This is a genomic window from Telluria sp. ZB4P34 (assembly GCF_059686055.1).
Genome location: NZ_JCASIF010000001.1, coordinates 349,628 through 365,339, shown reverse-complemented (window position 1 = coordinate 365,339; position 15,712 = coordinate 349,628). Strand labels below are relative to the sequence as shown.

Sequence of the window (15,712 nt, the reverse complement as noted above, 5' to 3'; positions counted from 1 at the left end):
CACTCGTTTGCCATCGAGCGCCCGGCGCCAGCCCCGGTGCCTGGGCAAGCATGGCGACGCTATTCCACGAAAGCGGCTCAGTCATCGCCGGAAGCGCTGGCGGCAGGGCATGCACGTCGGCTGCTACGGCCGCTCGTCCGTGGGGCTATCCTTGAAACGGTGGCGCCACCGAAACGAGGTGTTGCGGTGCACGCCGACCTGGCTGGCGGCTGTTCGCACCGACTTCGATTCGAGCACCGCCCCCAGATAATCCAGCCACTTTTCACGCAGCCGCAGCCGCGCCAGCGGTGTACCGCTCAGGTCGTTGAAAGTACGGCGGCAGTCGCGGCAGCGGTAGCGCTGCAGGCCGTTGGCATGGCCATGCCGATGGTATCGATCACAGCCGCAAGCTGGACAGCAGCGGGACGTGGCGCCGGCGTCAATGATGAGCGCGATTACCTGGTCGAGTTCGGCGGCGGGGTGCTGGGCTGCGAGCGCTTTGAGGCGCTGGGGAAGGTTCAGTGCGGGGAGTTCGGCAAACCACTTGGTGAACCGGGGAGGGCGCATGGTCGTTTTCCATCTGTCGTGACGGATGTTCGACCATGGGATAACTCAACGGTTCCTTACGCATCGATAGGTGGAAAGCGGCAGGCCGGGCGTCTGCTGGTGCAGACACAAGCCCTGTCCCTGCCGCTCACGGGTATTCACCGAGTGTTTCTTGTTCGGGAACAGGGCCGGTGCATCACGATGCAGCAGCGGGGCATGCGAGCGGCCTGCGCCGGCGCGACAGCGCCATCCCTGCCAGCGCCGCGCCGAGCAGGGACAGCGAAGCAGGCTCGGGAACGGTGAACTCGTCCATGGCCCATGGCGTACCGCTGCTGTTATAGATGAGCAGGGTATCGATGCCGGACCAGCCCAGGCCGATCCACTGCGGCGTGGCGGTATCGATCACGTAGGATGCCGGGCTGGCATGCACCAGCACCCCGTTGCGCCATCCCTCGAAGGCGAGTTCCTGCTCCAGCCAGGCAGAGGTGAAAAACGCGCCGACGAAGTTGAATCCGCCTGCCCTGGAGATCAGGGCCGTGCCGCCGTCGCGGTTGAACGCCGTGTTCGCGAAGGAGACGGTGCCGGCGGCATAGCCGCTGTTGGGGTAGGCATCGGCCCGGATGGCGCCGACCCCATCCCAGTCGAAGCCCGCGTAACCATTGGCGATGGCCTCGGTTTCATTGCCGGGCAGGTCATCGAAGCCGATCACGCCGGCCGAGGCGCTTGCCGAGCCAAGCAGCAGAAGAGAAAAAATCATGTGTTTCATGTTCATATCCTGTTGTCGTCAAGTTGATCAGCGGGCCAGGGCAAGCACGTCGGCATCGCTCAAAGCCGTGCCATAGATGCGCAGCTCGTCCATGGAGCCTTTGTAAGGCGTATCCCACCAGTTCACGCCGAGGGCGAATACACCGGTCGCGGTGGTGAACACGTTCGGGAAGTTGCTGCCGCTGAAGCGCCTCACCCCATCCACGTAGACAGTGACGGCGCCATTGCGGACCGTGAACGCCAGGTGCGACCAACGGCCCACCGGGATGTTCATGCCCAGCCCCGCGTCATACCAGGCGGTACCGGACCACAGCATCGAGGCCCCATTGACGAAGTCATGTCCCTTCGGGAGCAGGCTGATCCAGGATTCAAGCGTCCGTGCGCCGAAGAAAGTGGTCGTGAACGCCGTCAGCTCCGCCGGCTTGAGCCAGAGGGCGACCGTATAGTTGTTGCTGGATATCAGTCCGTTCGGCAGGCGGATGCCGCTGGCGCCATTGAAGACGGCCGCATTGCCCCGGACGCCCGCTTCGAAGCCGATGCTGCCGCCCGCGCTGTCGATGCGGTTGCCGACCACCGCGCCCGGCGCCGACGTGCCGCTGCTGTCGAGCAGGTTGCCGTCGAAGGCGTAATGCGCCAGCAGGCCGCCGGTCTTGCGCACCGTGACCGTGAAGGTTTTGACGGCGCTGGCCGTGCCCTTGCTGATGCGCGCACTCAGGGTCAGGGTGACGTCATTGGCAGCCGGAGTGACGACGCCGGTGCTGCTGACGACCGCAGGGTTGGACGAAGTCCAGCTGATGACGGCGCCGCGTGCCGCCGAGGTCGGCAGGGTCAGGTTGGTGCTGACGGCCGAGGTGTTGCCCAGGCTGAGCTCCGCATGGACGGCACTGACCACCTGGGCATCGGTGCGCGGGATCAGGCGGCTGCCGACCACCGCGACGCCTTCGCGCGACAGCGCGGAGAAGGTCATGGCGAAATTCTGCGTGGTTTCATTCCACTGGTTCAGGAATACGCCCTTGAACGGCGACGCCGCGCCCGTCACGAACAGCTCGACGTTGTTGGCCCCGTATAGCCTCCAGGTCCCGGTCACCGCGCCCGAGATCCTGCCATCGCTGCCCAGCGTGATCGACTGCGATTTCTTGACCGCGGCCGAGATGTCCTTGCCGTGATTGACGTACAGGTAGTCGCCGACAACGAACTCCCGGCGCACGGCCGCCGCCTTTTCCTTGGCATAGCGGTAGGGCGCGACCACCGGCCAGCCGTCGGCGTTCATGAACATCTGGTGCACGCGGATCTCGTGCTGCTCGCCGCGCTCGGGAAAGCGCGTGTGGAAGACCAGGAAATACTGGCCGGTGGCGGCGTCGTAGTAGGCCGAATTGTGGCCGGGCGACACGTAGCCGGTACCGATCCCCGTTCCCGCCTCGCCCAGCTTGCGGTCGAACAGGAAGTTCCCCATCAGCTTGACCCCATAGGGGGCGATCGAGGCGTCGTCGAACAGCGGCTTGGCCGGGTCTGATTTTACTTGCGCCATGTCCTTGCCCTCGGCGTCCAGGTAGGGGCCGTCCGGCCTGAGCGAACGTGCCACGCGCATGTTGTAGCCGCCACTGGCATCCAGGCCGCCGAAGGAGGTGAACAGATAGTAGTGGGAAGTCGCGGGGCTGTACATCACGAAGGCCCCTTCGATGCGGCTGTGGTTGCCGCCCATCAGGCGCTTGCCGTAGCCCTGGCCCGGCAGGGGCAGGCCATTGGTGGGGTTCATCTGCATGACGAAGATGCCGCCCGAATAGGAGCCGTAGATCATCCACAGGCGTCCGGCGTTGTCGGAAAACACGTGCGGGTCGACCGCGTTCGGATGCTTGGTCGCGTCATAGACGGTGCCGTCGTGGCTGGCCTGTCCCCACATGCCGGAGCGCAGGAAGATGCCCCTGTCGACATACGGGCCCTCGATGCGGTCGGCCACCGCGATGCCGAGCGCGGAACGGGGAGAATCGCCCTTGCAGGCGTTGTAGTACATGTAGAACTTGCCGTCGGCGAGCTGCCTGACGTCGGCGGCCCACAGGGTGTCCGACTGCGCCCAGCTGAAGGCCTCGCTCAGTTCGGTGAGGACATTGGCCGAACCTCTCAGGAACAGGGGATTGGTGGCCGTCACGCCGTTGGCGATCTGCTGCCAGTTCATCAGGTCGGTGCTCCTGGCGGCGGCGAGGTGCGAACCGAAGACGTACCAGCCATCGTTGGTCCTGACGACCGACGGGTCGTGCACCGATGCGTTCTTGAAGGTGATCGGGGTGAAGCCGGCCTGGGCGGCGGCATTCGGGGAAAGCAGGGACGAGGCCAGGAGTGCTCCCAGCCCCCATGTCGCGAGCGTGTGATTCATTGCATGTCTCCGTGATTGTTATGTGCATGGCGCGGACGCGGGGCGGTCCGGCTCACCTGTAAGCGGCATGCATAGAATGATGAGTTTCTTGTGTTTTTTCTAATGAGTTAAATGCGCCGGTCGATATCCGTATCGGTATCGGTGAATACGGATCGCCGATACGCAAAACGGTATCGGAATGTCCAAAAAATTGATTGGATCGATCTCGGTGCAGCGTCTACTATCGGGCTTGTATCGCTACCAAAAGCGAGCCGTGACACAACGGCGACAACGACAGCAACAGGAGACGTATGAACCGCATCCCATCCGGCTGCGCTGCAGCCAGCCCCCGCCAGTCGTTCGCCTTGCGCGCAAGCCCTGCCGCACCTGCCGGCATCGACCGGATCCACGCCGGGCACGGCGCGCCACGACGATCGCGCGGCCGGTCCGGCGCCCAGCTGGCATAAGCAGGCTGTCCGAAGACAGCAGCGCAAAAGCAGGGGCACTGCACGGCGGTATCCGGCAGTGCCCTCTGGTCGTTCTGATGGGAAGACAGCATGCACACACAACACACACATAAGCTTTCCACCCTCGAAAAAGCGGGTTTCGGCGCCGGCGACATGGCGCTCAACGTGGTGATCTCCTCGATGATGTTGATCATCACCTTCTTCTACACCGACATCTACGGCATCCGCACGGTCGACCTGGCGGCCCTGTTCGTGGCCGTGAAGGTGGTCGGCGCCGTGGCCGACCTGGCGATGGGGCAGGTGACGGACAGCGTCCTCACGCGCTGGGGGCGCTACCGGCCCTGGCTGCTGTTGCTGGCCGTGCCCTACGGCGTCAGCGTGTTCCTGGTCTTCACCACGCCCGACTGGACCTATGACGCCAAGCTGGTCTGGGCCTATTCGACCTACATCCTGATGACCCTGATGACGGCCGGCGTCGGCATTCCCTACATCTCCCTGATCAGCGGCCTGACCTCCGACCCGCAGGAGCGCCTGTCGGCCAACGGCTACCGCCTGTTCTTCGCCAAGGTCGGCGCCTTCATGGTGACCATCATCGTCCCCGTGCTGGCCAGCTGGTGGGACGCCGACAGCCCGGCCACCGGCTACCAGGCCGCGATGGCGGTGATGGCCGCGATGGGCGTGCTGCTGTTCCTGCTGTGCTTCTTTACCACCACCGAGCGCGTCGTCCACAAGGTCGAGAAGCAGCCGCTGGTGGACCAGCTGCGGGTGCTCATGAAGAACGACCAGTGGCTGATCCTGTGCGCCGTGTGCGTGACCGGCACCGTCGGCTACGTGATCCGCGGCTCGGTCGCGATCTACTACGCCAAGTACTACCTGGGCGGCGATACCGCCACCGTGTCGGCCTTCCTGTCCACCGGCGTGGCGGCCGCGATCCTGGCGATGGTGGTGTCCACCTGGACCACCAAGTTCTATTGCAAGGTCAAGCTGTTCCGCAACACCCAGATCCTGGTCGCCGTCATCAGCCTGCTGATCTACTTCCTGGTGCAGCCGGGCGACATGGTGCTGGCCTTCGTCCTGTACTTCATCCTGTCGCTGGTGGTGGACCTGCATGCCCCGGTGTTCTGGTCGGCGATCGCCGAGACCATCGACTACGGCCAGGTCAAGACCGGCAAGCGGGTCTCGGGCTTCGCCTTCGGCGGCATCTCGGTATGCCAGAAAGCCGGCATGGCGATCGCCGGCGGCATGGTCGGCATCCTGCTCGACTATTTCCAGTACCAGCCGAACCAGGAACAATCGGCGCTGGCGCTGCAGGGCATCGCCCTGATGCTGTCCGTGATCCCCGGCTTCTTCCACTTGCTGATGGGGCTCCTGATGTTCAAGTACCGCATCAGCGACCAGTACTACGACACGGTGAAAGCCGATATGCGCACGGCCGGCTACGTCGCCGGCTGATGGAGAATACGATGAACCAACAAGAAGACGCCATGCAGGAAACCATCCTCAAGCCCCTGATCGAACAGCGCGCCGATCCCTATATCTACAGGCACGACGACGGCTATTACTACTTCACCGCCTCGGTGCCGCAGTACGACCGCATCGAATTGCGGCGTGCGGCCAGCATCGCCGACCTGGCCGGCGCTGAAACGGTCGACGTCTGGACCAAGCCCGAGTCCGGCCCTTACTGCGAGCTGGTCTGGGCGCCGGAGATCCATTTCAACGAAGGCGCCTGGTACGTCTATTTCGCCGCCGCCCCGAGCCGCGAGATCAAGGACAAGCTGTTCCAGCACCGCATGTACGCGATCCGCAACGGGAACGCGAATCCGCTCGAAGGCGAGTGGGAGTTCATGGGCCAGGTCGACACCGGCATCGACAGCTTCTGCCTGGACGCCACCACCTTCACCCACCAGGGCCGGCTGTACTACCTGTGGGCGCAGAAGGACAGGGACATCGAGGGCAACTCGAACCTGTACATCGCCCCCATGAAGACCCCCTGGCAGATCGAGGGCAGGCCGGTCATGCTGAGCAAGCCGGAATTCGACTGGGAGACGCGCGGCTTCTGGGTCAACGAAGGCCCGTCCGTGGTACGCCGCGGCGGCAGGATCTTCATCAGCTACTCGGCCAGCGCCACCGACGAGAACTACGCGATGGGCCTGCTGTGGGCCGACGAGGATGCCGACCTGCTCGACCCGTCGTCCTGGACCAAGTCGCGCGAGCCGGTATTGCGCACCTGTTACGAGCACGGCATCTACGGTCCGGGCCACAACAGCTTCACCTATGCCGAAGACGGCGAAACCGTCATGCTGGTGTATCACGCGCGCACTTATACGGAAATTGTCGGCGATCCGCTCTGGAATCCCGACCGCCACACCTTCGTGAAGCCCCTGCGCTGGGATGAAGCGGGCATGCCCGTGTTCGGCCGGCCATCCACCCTCTGAGGAACACGGTGCCACACCCCATCACGCAAGCACCCTTCGGCCGGCTGGCGGACGGCGCGGCCGTCACCCAATACCTACTCAGCAATGCGAATGGACTGTCGGCGAAGATCATCGACTTCGGCGGCATCATCACCTCGCTGCACGCGCCCGACCGCGACGGCCGCCTGGCCGACGTGGTGCTGGGCTTCGATACCCTGGAAGGCTACCAGGGCGACAGTCCCTATTTCGGCGCCCTGATCGGCCGCTACGGCAACCGCATCGCCAACGGCCGCTTCACGCTGGACGGCCGGGAACATGTGCTGCCCGCGAACGACGGCGAGCACCACCTGCATGGCGGGGCAGGGGGCTTCCACAAGGTGAAGTGGCAGGCCAGCGTGGAAGGCGACAGCCTGGTGCTGGCCTACCGCAGCGTCGACGGCGAGCAGGGCTACCCCGGCAACCTCGACGTACTGGCGAGCTATTCGCTCAACGACGACAACGAGCTGGTGCTGCGCCTGCGCGCCGTCACCGACCAGCCGACACCGGTCAACCTCACCCAGCACAGCTATTTCAACCTGTGCGGCGAGGGGGATATCCTGGGCCACCTGCTCACCATCGACGCCGACACCTTCGTGCCGATCGACGCCGGGTCGATTCCGCTGGGGATGCTGTCGCCGGTGACCGGCACGCCTTTCGACTTCCGCACGCCGCGCGCCATCGGCGAACGGGTCGGCCAGCCGGACAAGCAGCTGCGCCACGGGCGCGGCTATGACCACAACTTCGTGCTCAACAAGCCGGACGGCAGGGCAATGACACGTGCGGCCCACGTGCTCGATCCCGGCTCGGGCCGGGTGCTCGAGGTGTTTACGGAAGAACCCGGCCTGCAGTTCTACAGCGGGAACTTCCTCGATGGCTCGCTCGCCGGCAAAGGCCGCAACTATTGCCATCGCAGCGGTTTTTGCCTGGAACCGCAGCACTTCCCGGATTCCCCGAACCGGCCCCGCTTTCCCAGCGTGATCCTGCGCCCGGGCCAGGTCTACGAGACCGAATCGCGCTTCCGCTTCTCGGTGCAGGCGGAGGCGTGAGCGCATGATGCAGGCTTTCCTCGACAACCGGCACGAGCTGGGCGAATGCGTGCTGTGGTGCGAGCGCATGCAGCGCCTGCTGTGGACCGACATCCCGGCATGTTCCTTGTGGTCGTACTCGCCGTCGACCGGCCGCAGCATGCACTGGCCGATGCCGGAGCGGCTCTGTTCCTTTGCACTGACGACCAGCGACGACTGCCTGCTGCTGGGACTCGCGTCCGGCCTCGCCTTCTTCCGCTTGTCGAGCGGGGAGCTGACGCGCATCGCCGAGGTCGAGCCCGACATCCCTTCCACGCGCCTGAACGACGGGCGCTGCGACCGCCAGGGCCGCTTCGTGTTCGGCATGTTCAACCAGGAAGACAGTCCGAAGCGTCCGCTGGGCGGCTTCTACCGCCTGAACACCGACCTGAGCCTCGAGCGCCTGCCGCTCGGCACTGCGGCGATCGCCAACAGCATCTGCTTCAGTCCGGACGGTCGCCGCATGTACTACGCCGACTCGGCTACCCGCGCGATCCATTGCTGCGACTACGATCCCCACAGTGGGCAGGTCGGCGCCGCGCAGGTCTTCGTCGCGGCCGATGCGGCGCCGGGTGAGCCGGACGGCTCGTGCATCGATGCGGATGGCTATTTGTGGAGCACGCGCTGGGGTGCGGGACAGATCATGCGCTTCGCACCCGACGGCCGCCTGGAGCGCGTGCTGGCGCTCGACGCGCCACAGCCGAGTTGTCCCGCCTTCGGCGGGCCGGGGCTGTCCACCCTGTATGCGACCAGCGCCTTCCTCGGCATGGGCGCCGGCGAGCGCGCCGGCGCGCCTTTGTCGGGAGCGCTGTTCCAGCGCGACCCGGACGTGCGCGGCCTGCCCGAATCGCGTTTTCTCGGCGCCTGATCAGATAACAATTCCGGTATCAATATCGCGAAATAATTGATTGGAAAGTTATCTGGCAGCATTCTAGACTTGTCCCATTGCTGAACAACAAGCGCTGCGCGACACAAGCGAGAAGGGCCTGCAAGCCTTCCGTGGCGGCGATAACGAGACGAGGAGAATGCATGTCCGAGACGAAAAAGAAGACCCCGCTGCGCTCGGCGGCGTGGTTCGGGACCCATGACAAGAACGGCTTCATGTACCGGAGCTGGATGAAGAACCAGGGCATTCCCGATCATGAATTCCAGGGCAAGCCGATCATCGGCATCTGCAACACCTGGTCCGAACTGACCCCCTGCAACGCCCACTTCCGCAAGCTGGCCGAACACGTCAAGCGCGGCATCCTGGAGGCGGGCGGCTTCCCGGTCGAGTTCCCGGTGTTCTCCAACGGCGAATCGAACCTGCGCCCGACCGCCATGCTGACCCGTAACCTGGCCAGCATGGACGTCGAAGAATCCATTCGCGGCAATCCGATGGACGCCGTCGTGCTGCTGGTCGGCTGCGACAAGACCACTCCGGCCCTCCTGATGGGCGCGGCCAGCGTCGACCTGCCGACCATCGTCGTCACCGGCGGCCCGATGTTGAACGGTAAGCTGAACGGCAAGGACATCGGCTCCGGCACCGCCGTCTGGCAGCTGCACGAAGAAGCCAAGGCCGGCAAGATCACGATGCACGACTTCCTCTCCGCCGAAGCCGGCCACTCGCGCTCGGCCGGCACCTGCAACACCATGGGCACCGCTTCCACCATGGCCTGCATCGCCGAGTCGCTGGGCACCTCGCTGCCGCACAATGCCGCGATCCCGGCGGTGGATGCGCGCCGCTACGTGCTGGCCCACATGTCGGGCATCCGCATCGTCGAGATGGTGCACGAAGACCTGCGCCTCTCGAAAATCCTCAAGCGCGAGAACTTCGAGAACGCGATCCGCGTCAATGCGGCGATCGGCGGCTCGACCAACGCCGTGATCCACCTGAAAGCGATCGCCGGCCGCGTCGGCGTGCCGCTGGAGCTGGAAGACTGGAGCACGATCGGCAAGGGCACCCCGACCATCGTCGACCTGCTCCCGTCAGGTAAATACCTGATGGAAGAGTTCTACTACGCCGGCGGCCTGCCGGGCGTGATCCGCCGCCTGGGCGAAGGCGGCCTGCTGAAGCACAAGGATGCGCTCACCGTCAACGGCAAGACCCTGTGGGAAAACTGCGAGGATGCGCCGATCTACAACGACGAGGTGATCCGCCAGCTCGAGACGCCGCTGATCGAGGACGGCGGCATCCGCATCCTGCGCGGCAACCTGGCGCCGCGCGGCGCCGTGCTCAAGCCGTCGGCAGCCTCGCCGCACCTGATGCAGCACCGCGGCCGCGCCGTCGTGTTCGAGGACTTCGACCACTACAAGCAACGCATCAACGATCCCGAGCTGGACGTGGATGCGAACTCCATCCTGGTGATGAAGAACTGCGGCCCCAAGGGCTACCCGGGCATGGCGGAAGTGGGCAACATGGGCCTGCCGCCCAAGCTGCTGGCCCAGGGTATCACCGACATGGTGCGCATCTCGGACGCGCGCATGAGCGGCACGGCCTACGGCACCGTGGTGCTGCACGTGGCGCCGGAAGCGATGGCCGGCGGCCCGCTCGGCATCGTGCAGGACGGCGACTGGATCCAGCTGGACTGCGCTGGGGGCGGGCTGAACATCGAGTTGTCGGATGAGGAAATCCGCACCCGCCTGGCCGATCGCGCCGAGAACAACAAGCCTGTGCAGCACAGCGGGTACCAGCGGCTTTACCTGGACCACGTGATGCAGGCGGACGAGGGCTGCGATTTTGATTTCCTCGTTGGCTGCCGCGGGTCGGCGGTGCCCAAGCATTCTCACTGATCACGCGGGAGTTGAACGCGCGGTCGGCATAGCCGACCACCCTACGACAACCGCGTCATCGTTGCTGGCGGTGGAATGTTCAAACACCGTAGGGTGGCCGGGTCTCCCGACCGCGCGTTCAAGCACCGCTCGAACACTCGCATCGTCAACAACACCAATCTTGGAGACCGGGCCATGCTGCTCGTACAATTCATCACCGAATCCCAGGAACGCCGTATCGGCATCCTGCATGACAACACCATCCGCATCGTCGGCGGCTACGCCACGACCCTCGACCTGGCGCGCGCAGCCATCGCCACCGGCACCGGGCTGGCGCAACTGGCCGACAGCGCCGCTACCAGCGAACACCTGCAATACGAGGACATCGCGCGCTCGGGGCGCATCCTGCCGCCGCTCGACCACCCGGACGCCGCCCACTGCTACGTCACCGGCACCGGCCTGACCCACCTGGGCAGCGCCGACACGCGCGACGCCATGCACAAGAAGATCGGCGGCGACGTCGACACCTTGAGCGACTCGATGAAGATGTTCCGCATGGGCGTCGAAGGCGGCAAGCCGGCGCCGGGCACGCCCGGCGTGCAGCCGGAATGGTTCTACAAGGGCGACGGCTCGATCGTGCGCGCCACCGGCCAGGAGATCGACATGCCGGACTTCGCGCTCGACGGCGGCGAAGAGCCGGAAATCGCCGGCCTCTACCTGATCGGCAAGGACGGCCAGCCCTACCGCCTCGGTTTCGCCATCGGCAACGAGTTCTCCGACCACGTCACCGAACGCCAGAACTACCTCTACCTGGCCCACTCCAAGCTGCGCAACTGCGGCCTCGGCCCTGCGCTGCTGGTGGGCGAGCTCCCCGGCCACGTGTCGGGCACCTCGCGCATCCTCGACAAGGATGGCCAGGTGCGCTGGGAAAAGGCCTTCGTCAGTGGCGAGCAGAACATGTCGCACACCATCGAGAACCTCGAGTACCACCACTTCAAGTACGGCCTGTTCACCCGCCCGGGCGACGTGCACATCCATTTCTTCGGCACCGCCACCCTGAGCGTCGCCGACGGCATCTCGGTGCAGCCCGGCGAGACCTTCGAGGTGGAGTCGCCGCTGTTCGGACCGGCCCTGCGCAACCGCCTGGCCGTGCTCGAAACCGGTTTCGCGAAGGTGAAGGCGCTATGAACATCACCGGCGAAGCCATCATCGGCGGCGCGCACGAGCGCGGCACCGCAGGGTCGTTCAAGGCCTGGGACCCGACCCGGCGCGACTACCTGGAACCCAGCTTCCACATGGTTGACGCTGACCAGATCGACCGCGCCTGCAGGCTGGCGGGCGAGGCCTTCGACAGCTTCCGCGCCACGACCGACGCGCAGCGGGCGGCTTTCCTGGAGTCCGTCGCGGAACAGGTCATGCTGCTGGGCGACGCGCTGATCGAGCGTGCGATGCTCGAGACCGGCCTGCCGCGCGTGCGCCTGGAAGGCGAGCGCGCACGCACCTGCAACCAACTGCGCATGTTCGCCGAGCTGCTGCGCGAAGGTTCCTGGGTCGACGCACGGCTGGACACGCCGCTGCCCGAGCGCACGCCGCCGCGTCCCGACCTGCGCTACCGCCTGATCGGCGTCGGTCCCGTGGCCGTGTTCGCCGCGTCGAACTTCCCGCTGGCCTTTTCGGTTGCCGGCGGCGATACCGCATCGAGCTTCGCGGCCGGCTGCCCGGTGGTGCTGAAGGCGCATTCCTCGCACCCGGGCACCTCGGAGCTGGTGGCGCGCGCCATCACGGCGGCCGTGCAGCAGTGCGGGCTGCCGGCCGGCGTGTTCTCGCTCCTGACCGGCAGCCGCATCGGCCAGGCCCTGGTCGGCCACCCGGCCATCCAGGCGGTGGGCTTCACCGGCTCGCGCGGCGGCGGCACCGCCCTGATGGCGGTGGCAGCGGCGCGCAAGCAGCCGATTCCCGTTTATGCCGAAATGAGCAGCATCAATCCGGTATGCCTGATGCCGCATGCGCTGGAACACCGTGCCGAAGAAATCGGCAAGGGCTTCGCCGCCTCGCTGGTGCTGGGCGTGGGCCAGTTCTGCACCAACCCCGGCCTGGTGCTGGCGGTCGACGGCCCCGGCCTCGCGACCTTCTGCACGGCGGCACAGGAAGCATTGAACGCGACCGAAGCAGCCGTGATGCTGAACCAGAACATCGCCGAGAGCTACCGCAAGGGCGTCGACGCCCTGGCCGGCAACGCGGCCGTGAGCACGCTGGCGCGCCTCGAGCACGGCGAGGGCAGGGGCGCGGCCGCGCTGTTCCGCGTCGAGGCGGAGGAATTCCTCACACGCCACGCGCTGCACGAGGAAGTCTTCGGACCGGCGTCGCTGGTGGTGGTATGCCGCGAGGCCGCCCAGATGCGCGCGGTCGTCGAGGTGCTGGAAGGCCAGCTCACCGCGACCCTGCAGATGGACAGGGAAGACTACGCCGCCGCCGCCGCCCTGTTGCCGCTGCTGGAGCGCAAGGTCGGCCGCATCCTGGCCAACGCCTTTCCGACCGGCGTCGAGGTCTCGACCGCCATGGTGCACGGCGGCCCGTTCCCGGCCACGGCCGATGGGCGCAGCACCTCGGTGGGCACCGGTGCGATCGCCCGCTTCCTGCGGCCGGTGTGCTACCAGAACCTGCCCCAGGAATTGCTGCCGGAAGCGCTGCGCGACGGCAACCCGCGCGGCATCTGGCGTCGCAAGGACGGCGAACTGACCAAAGCGCATTGACTGGCAAATGTGCGGACATCACAATAAGAACGGATGGAGACAAGGATGAACAAGTTGGCAAGCTATCCCAGCCTGGAAGGCAGGCGGGTATTCGTGACGGGCGGCGGCACCGGCATCGGCGAAGCGATCGTGACAGCCTTCGTGGCGCAGGGCGCGGTGGTGGCCTTCGTCGACATCGCGAAAGAAGCAAGCGAAGCCCTGTGTGCGAAGCTTGCCGCCGGCGGCCACCGGGCGCCGGTGTTCCGCTACTGCGACATCACCGACATCCCCGCGCTGCAGCGCACGATGAGGGAGCTGGCCGAACAGCTCGGCGACTTCGAGGTGCTGGTCAACAATGCGGCCAACGACCAGCGCCACGACATCGAGAAAGTCTCGCTCGACTACTGGAACGAGCGCATCGCCATCAACCAGCGCCCCATGTTCTTCACCGCGCAGGCCGTCCTGCCGGGCATGAAGAAGATGGGCGGCGGCTCCATCATCAATTTCTCTTCCATGTCCTGGCACGCCAAGGGCGCGGGCTATCCGGTCTACGCCACCACCAAGGCGGCCGTGATCGGGCTGACCCGCAGCCTGGCGCGCGACCTCGGCCCCTTCGGCGTGCGCGTGAACACCGTCACGCCGGGCTGGGTCATGACCCAGCGCCAGATCGACCTGTGGGTCGACGAGGCGGCCGAGCTCGACATCAAGAAGGCCCAGTGCCTGCCCGGCAAGCTCATGCCCGACGACATCGCCGCCATGGTGCTGTTCCTCGGCGCCGACGACAGCAGGATGTGCACGGCGCAGGACTTCGTCGTCGACGCAGGCTGGACGTGATTCCTGGCGCTTGAACAGCGCCGCCCTCACGTCATCCACACCCAGTTGATCCGTTGTACCGGCCGGCGCCGGTCCGACGGGCACTTTCACGCATACCGCCACAAAAAAAGGAGACCATCAGTGAAAGCATTCACACCCGCCATCCTCGCCCTGAGCATCCTGGCCGCCCCGGCCTTTGCCCAGGTGAGCGTCAGCATCGATCCCGCCAAGCCGGGCCCGGTGATCAACAAGAACGTGTACGGCCAGTTCGCCGAACACCTCGGCACCGGCATCTACGAGGGCCTGTGGGTCGGCCCGGATTCGAAGATCCCGAACACCCGCGGCTGGCGCAACGACGTGGTGGGCGCCCTGAAGGAGCTGAAGGTGCCGCTGGTGCGCTGGCCGGGCGGCTGCTTCGCCGACGAATACCACTGGCGCGACGGCATCGGCCCGCGCAACAAGCGTCCGGTGAAGGTCAACACCCACTGGGGCGGCGTGGCCGAGGACAATGCGGTCGGCACCCACGAGTTCTTCGACCTGGTCGAGATCCTGGGCACCGAAGCTTATGTGAACGGCAACCTCGGCTCCGGCACCCCGCAGGAGATGGCCGAGTGGCTCGAATACATGACGTCGGACACCAAGTCGACCCTGGCCGAGCAGCGCCGCAAGAACGGCCGCAAGGAACCGTACAAGGTGGCCTTCTTCGGCATCGGCAACGAGGCCTGGGGCTGCGGCGGCAACATGAAGCCGGAGTACTACGCGAACCTGTACAACCATTACGCCACCTTCCTCAAGACCCCGCCGAACGCGCGTCCGAAGATGATCGCCAGCGGCGGCAACGACGACGACACCCGCTGGACCGAGGTGCTGAGCAAGGAGGCCGCACGCGGCACCGACGGCATCAGCTTCCACTTCTACACGCTGCCGACCGGCGTCTGGGAGAAGAAGGGCGCGGCCATCGGCTTCCCGGAAACGGAATGGTTCTCGACCGTGCAGCAGACCCTGCGCATGGATGGCCACATCCGCCGCAACGTCGCCGTCCTCGACAAGAACGACCCGGAGAAGAAACTCGGGTTCTACGTCGATGAATGGGGCACCTGGTACGACGTCGAGCCGGGCACCAACCCGGGCTTCCTGTTCCAGCGCAACACCCTGCGCGACGCGGTCGTGGCGGCCCTGAACTTCAACATCTTCCATGCCCACGCCGAGCGGGTGCGCATGACGATGATCGCGCAGATGGTGAACGTGCTGCAGGCGATGATCATCACCGACAAGGAGAAGATGCTCTTGACCCCGACCTACCATGCGTACAAGATGTACATCCCGTTCCAGGACGCCACCTCGCTGCCGACGGCCGTGAACAACGACGTGGCCTATTCGCTCAACGACAAGAGCGTCCCGGGCATCAGCGCCTCGAGCGCGCGCGGCAAGGACGGCAGGATCTGGGTGGCCCTGGTGAATACCAACCCGCACCGCGCCAGCGACGTGGCGGTGGACCTGAAGGGCCAGGCCGTCTCCGGCGCCAGCGGCCAGGTCCTGACTGCCGAGGCGATGGATGCGCACAACACCTTCGACAAGCCGCAGGCGATCAAGCCGGCGCCGTACAGCGCCAAGGCGGTGGGCGGCAAGCTGACCCTGAAGGTGCCGGCCAAGTCGGTGGTGGTGGTCGCCATCGAAGCCTAAGGCCTGCCGTAGGGTGGGCGGCTTTGCCGCCCACGCGTTCACATCACGGGTTCGACCACGCGCCTCCGGATCGGACCGCAACGGACGGTTGAACGCGTGGGCGGGAGAC

11 protein-coding genes and 1 pseudogene are annotated in these 15,712 nt (G+C 65.8%); 9 read left to right on the top strand and 3 right to left on the bottom strand.

Going from position 1 to position 15,712, the window contains the following annotated elements:
- Positions 1-126: 126 nt before the first annotated feature.
- The 3 genes and pseudogenes from AC56KL_RS01545 to AC56KL_RS01535 all read right to left on the bottom strand — a co-directional run.
- A pseudogene (locus AC56KL_RS01545) lies at positions 127-546 on the bottom strand (transposase); the annotation flags it as partial.
- A 175-nt stretch (positions 547-721) separates the two neighbouring features.
- Entirely contained in the window at positions 722-1,291 is a 570-nt protein-coding gene (locus AC56KL_RS01540) for a PEP-CTERM sorting domain-containing protein (RefSeq protein WP_497178393.1), read from the bottom strand.
- A 27-nt stretch (positions 1,292-1,318) separates the two neighbouring features.
- Entirely contained in the window at positions 1,319-3,661 is a 2,343-nt protein-coding gene (locus tag AC56KL_RS01535) for a LamG-like jellyroll fold domain-containing protein (protein WP_497178392.1), read from the bottom strand.
- A gap of 536 nt (positions 3,662-4,197) precedes the next feature.
- Between AC56KL_RS01535 and AC56KL_RS01530 the strand changes: the two genes are divergently transcribed.
- The 9 genes from AC56KL_RS01530 (at position 4,198) to AC56KL_RS01490 (ending at position 15,603) form a co-directional block, all read left to right on the top strand.
- Positions 4,198-5,559, top strand: a complete 1,362-nt coding sequence (locus tag AC56KL_RS01530) for an MFS transporter (protein ID WP_497178391.1) — start codon at positions 4,198-4,200, stop codon at positions 5,557-5,559.
- Between the two features lie 32 nt (positions 5,560-5,591).
- Positions 5,592-6,542 carry a glycoside hydrolase family 43 protein gene (locus AC56KL_RS01525; protein WP_497178945.1) on the top strand — a complete coding sequence of 317 codons (951 nt, stop codon included), beginning with the start codon at positions 5,592-5,594 and terminating at the stop codon, positions 6,540-6,542.
- 8 nt (positions 6,543-6,550) lie between these two features.
- Positions 6,551-7,606: an aldose epimerase family protein gene (locus tag AC56KL_RS01520; RefSeq protein WP_497178390.1), complete on the top strand. Its 1,056-nt coding sequence runs from the start codon at positions 6,551-6,553 to the stop codon at positions 7,604-7,606.
- 4 nt (positions 7,607-7,610) lie between these two features.
- Positions 7,611-8,492, top strand: a complete 882-nt coding sequence (locus AC56KL_RS01515) for an SMP-30/gluconolactonase/LRE family protein (protein ID WP_497178389.1) — start codon at positions 7,611-7,613, stop codon at positions 8,490-8,492.
- A 161-nt stretch (positions 8,493-8,653) separates the two neighbouring features.
- Positions 8,654-10,396, top strand: a complete 1,743-nt coding sequence (locus AC56KL_RS01510) for an IlvD/Edd family dehydratase (RefSeq protein WP_497178388.1) — start codon at positions 8,654-8,656, stop codon at positions 10,394-10,396.
- Between the two features lie 174 nt (positions 10,397-10,570).
- On the top strand, positions 10,571-11,563 hold the full coding sequence (araD1, locus tag AC56KL_RS01505) for an AraD1 family protein (protein WP_497178944.1): 993 nt from the start codon (positions 10,571-10,573) through the stop codon (positions 11,561-11,563).
- Entirely contained in the window at positions 11,560-13,128 is a 1,569-nt protein-coding gene (locus tag AC56KL_RS01500) for an aldehyde dehydrogenase (NADP(+)) (protein ID WP_497178387.1), read from the top strand. Before araD1 ends, AC56KL_RS01500 begins: the two co-directional genes overlap by 4 nt.
- 45 nt (positions 13,129-13,173) lie before the next feature.
- On the top strand, positions 13,174-13,941 hold the full coding sequence (locus AC56KL_RS01495) for an SDR family NAD(P)-dependent oxidoreductase (protein ID WP_497178386.1): 768 nt from the start codon (positions 13,174-13,176) through the stop codon (positions 13,939-13,941).
- Between the two features lie 120 nt (positions 13,942-14,061).
- Positions 14,062-15,603 carry an alpha-N-arabinofuranosidase gene (locus AC56KL_RS01490; RefSeq protein WP_497178385.1) on the top strand — a complete coding sequence of 514 codons (1,542 nt, stop codon included), beginning with the start codon at positions 14,062-14,064 and terminating at the stop codon, positions 15,601-15,603.
- Positions 15,604-15,712 lie beyond the last annotated feature (109 nt).

What these genes read in the sequence shown, in the direction of transcription:
- AC56KL_RS01510 (WP_497178388.1), top strand. Translation starts at nt 8,654, where the DNA reads ATGTCCGAGACGAAAAAGAAGACCCCGCTGCGCTCGGCGGCGTGGTTC.
- AC56KL_RS01530 (WP_497178391.1), top strand. Translation starts at nt 4,198, where the DNA reads ATGCACACACAACACACACATAAGCTTTCCACCCTCGAAAAAGCGGGT.
- AC56KL_RS01535 (WP_497178392.1), bottom strand. Translation starts at nt 3,661, where the DNA reads ATGAATCACACGCTCGCGACATGGGGGCTGGGAGCACTCCTGGCCTCG.
- AC56KL_RS01500 (WP_497178387.1), top strand. Translation starts at nt 11,560, where the DNA reads ATGAACATCACCGGCGAAGCCATCATCGGCGGCGCGCACGAGCGCGGC.
- AC56KL_RS01495 (WP_497178386.1), top strand. Translation starts at nt 13,174, where the DNA reads ATGAACAAGTTGGCAAGCTATCCCAGCCTGGAAGGCAGGCGGGTATTC.
- AC56KL_RS01540 (WP_497178393.1), bottom strand. Translation starts at nt 1,291, where the DNA reads ATGAAACACATGATTTTTTCTCTTCTGCTGCTTGGCTCGGCAAGCGCC.
- AC56KL_RS01525 (WP_497178945.1), top strand. Translation starts at nt 5,592, where the DNA reads ATGCAGGAAACCATCCTCAAGCCCCTGATCGAACAGCGCGCCGATCCC.
- araD1 (WP_497178944.1), top strand. Translation starts at nt 10,571, where the DNA reads ATGCTGCTCGTACAATTCATCACCGAATCCCAGGAACGCCGTATCGGC.
- AC56KL_RS01515 (WP_497178389.1), top strand. Translation starts at nt 7,611, where the DNA reads ATGATGCAGGCTTTCCTCGACAACCGGCACGAGCTGGGCGAATGCGTG.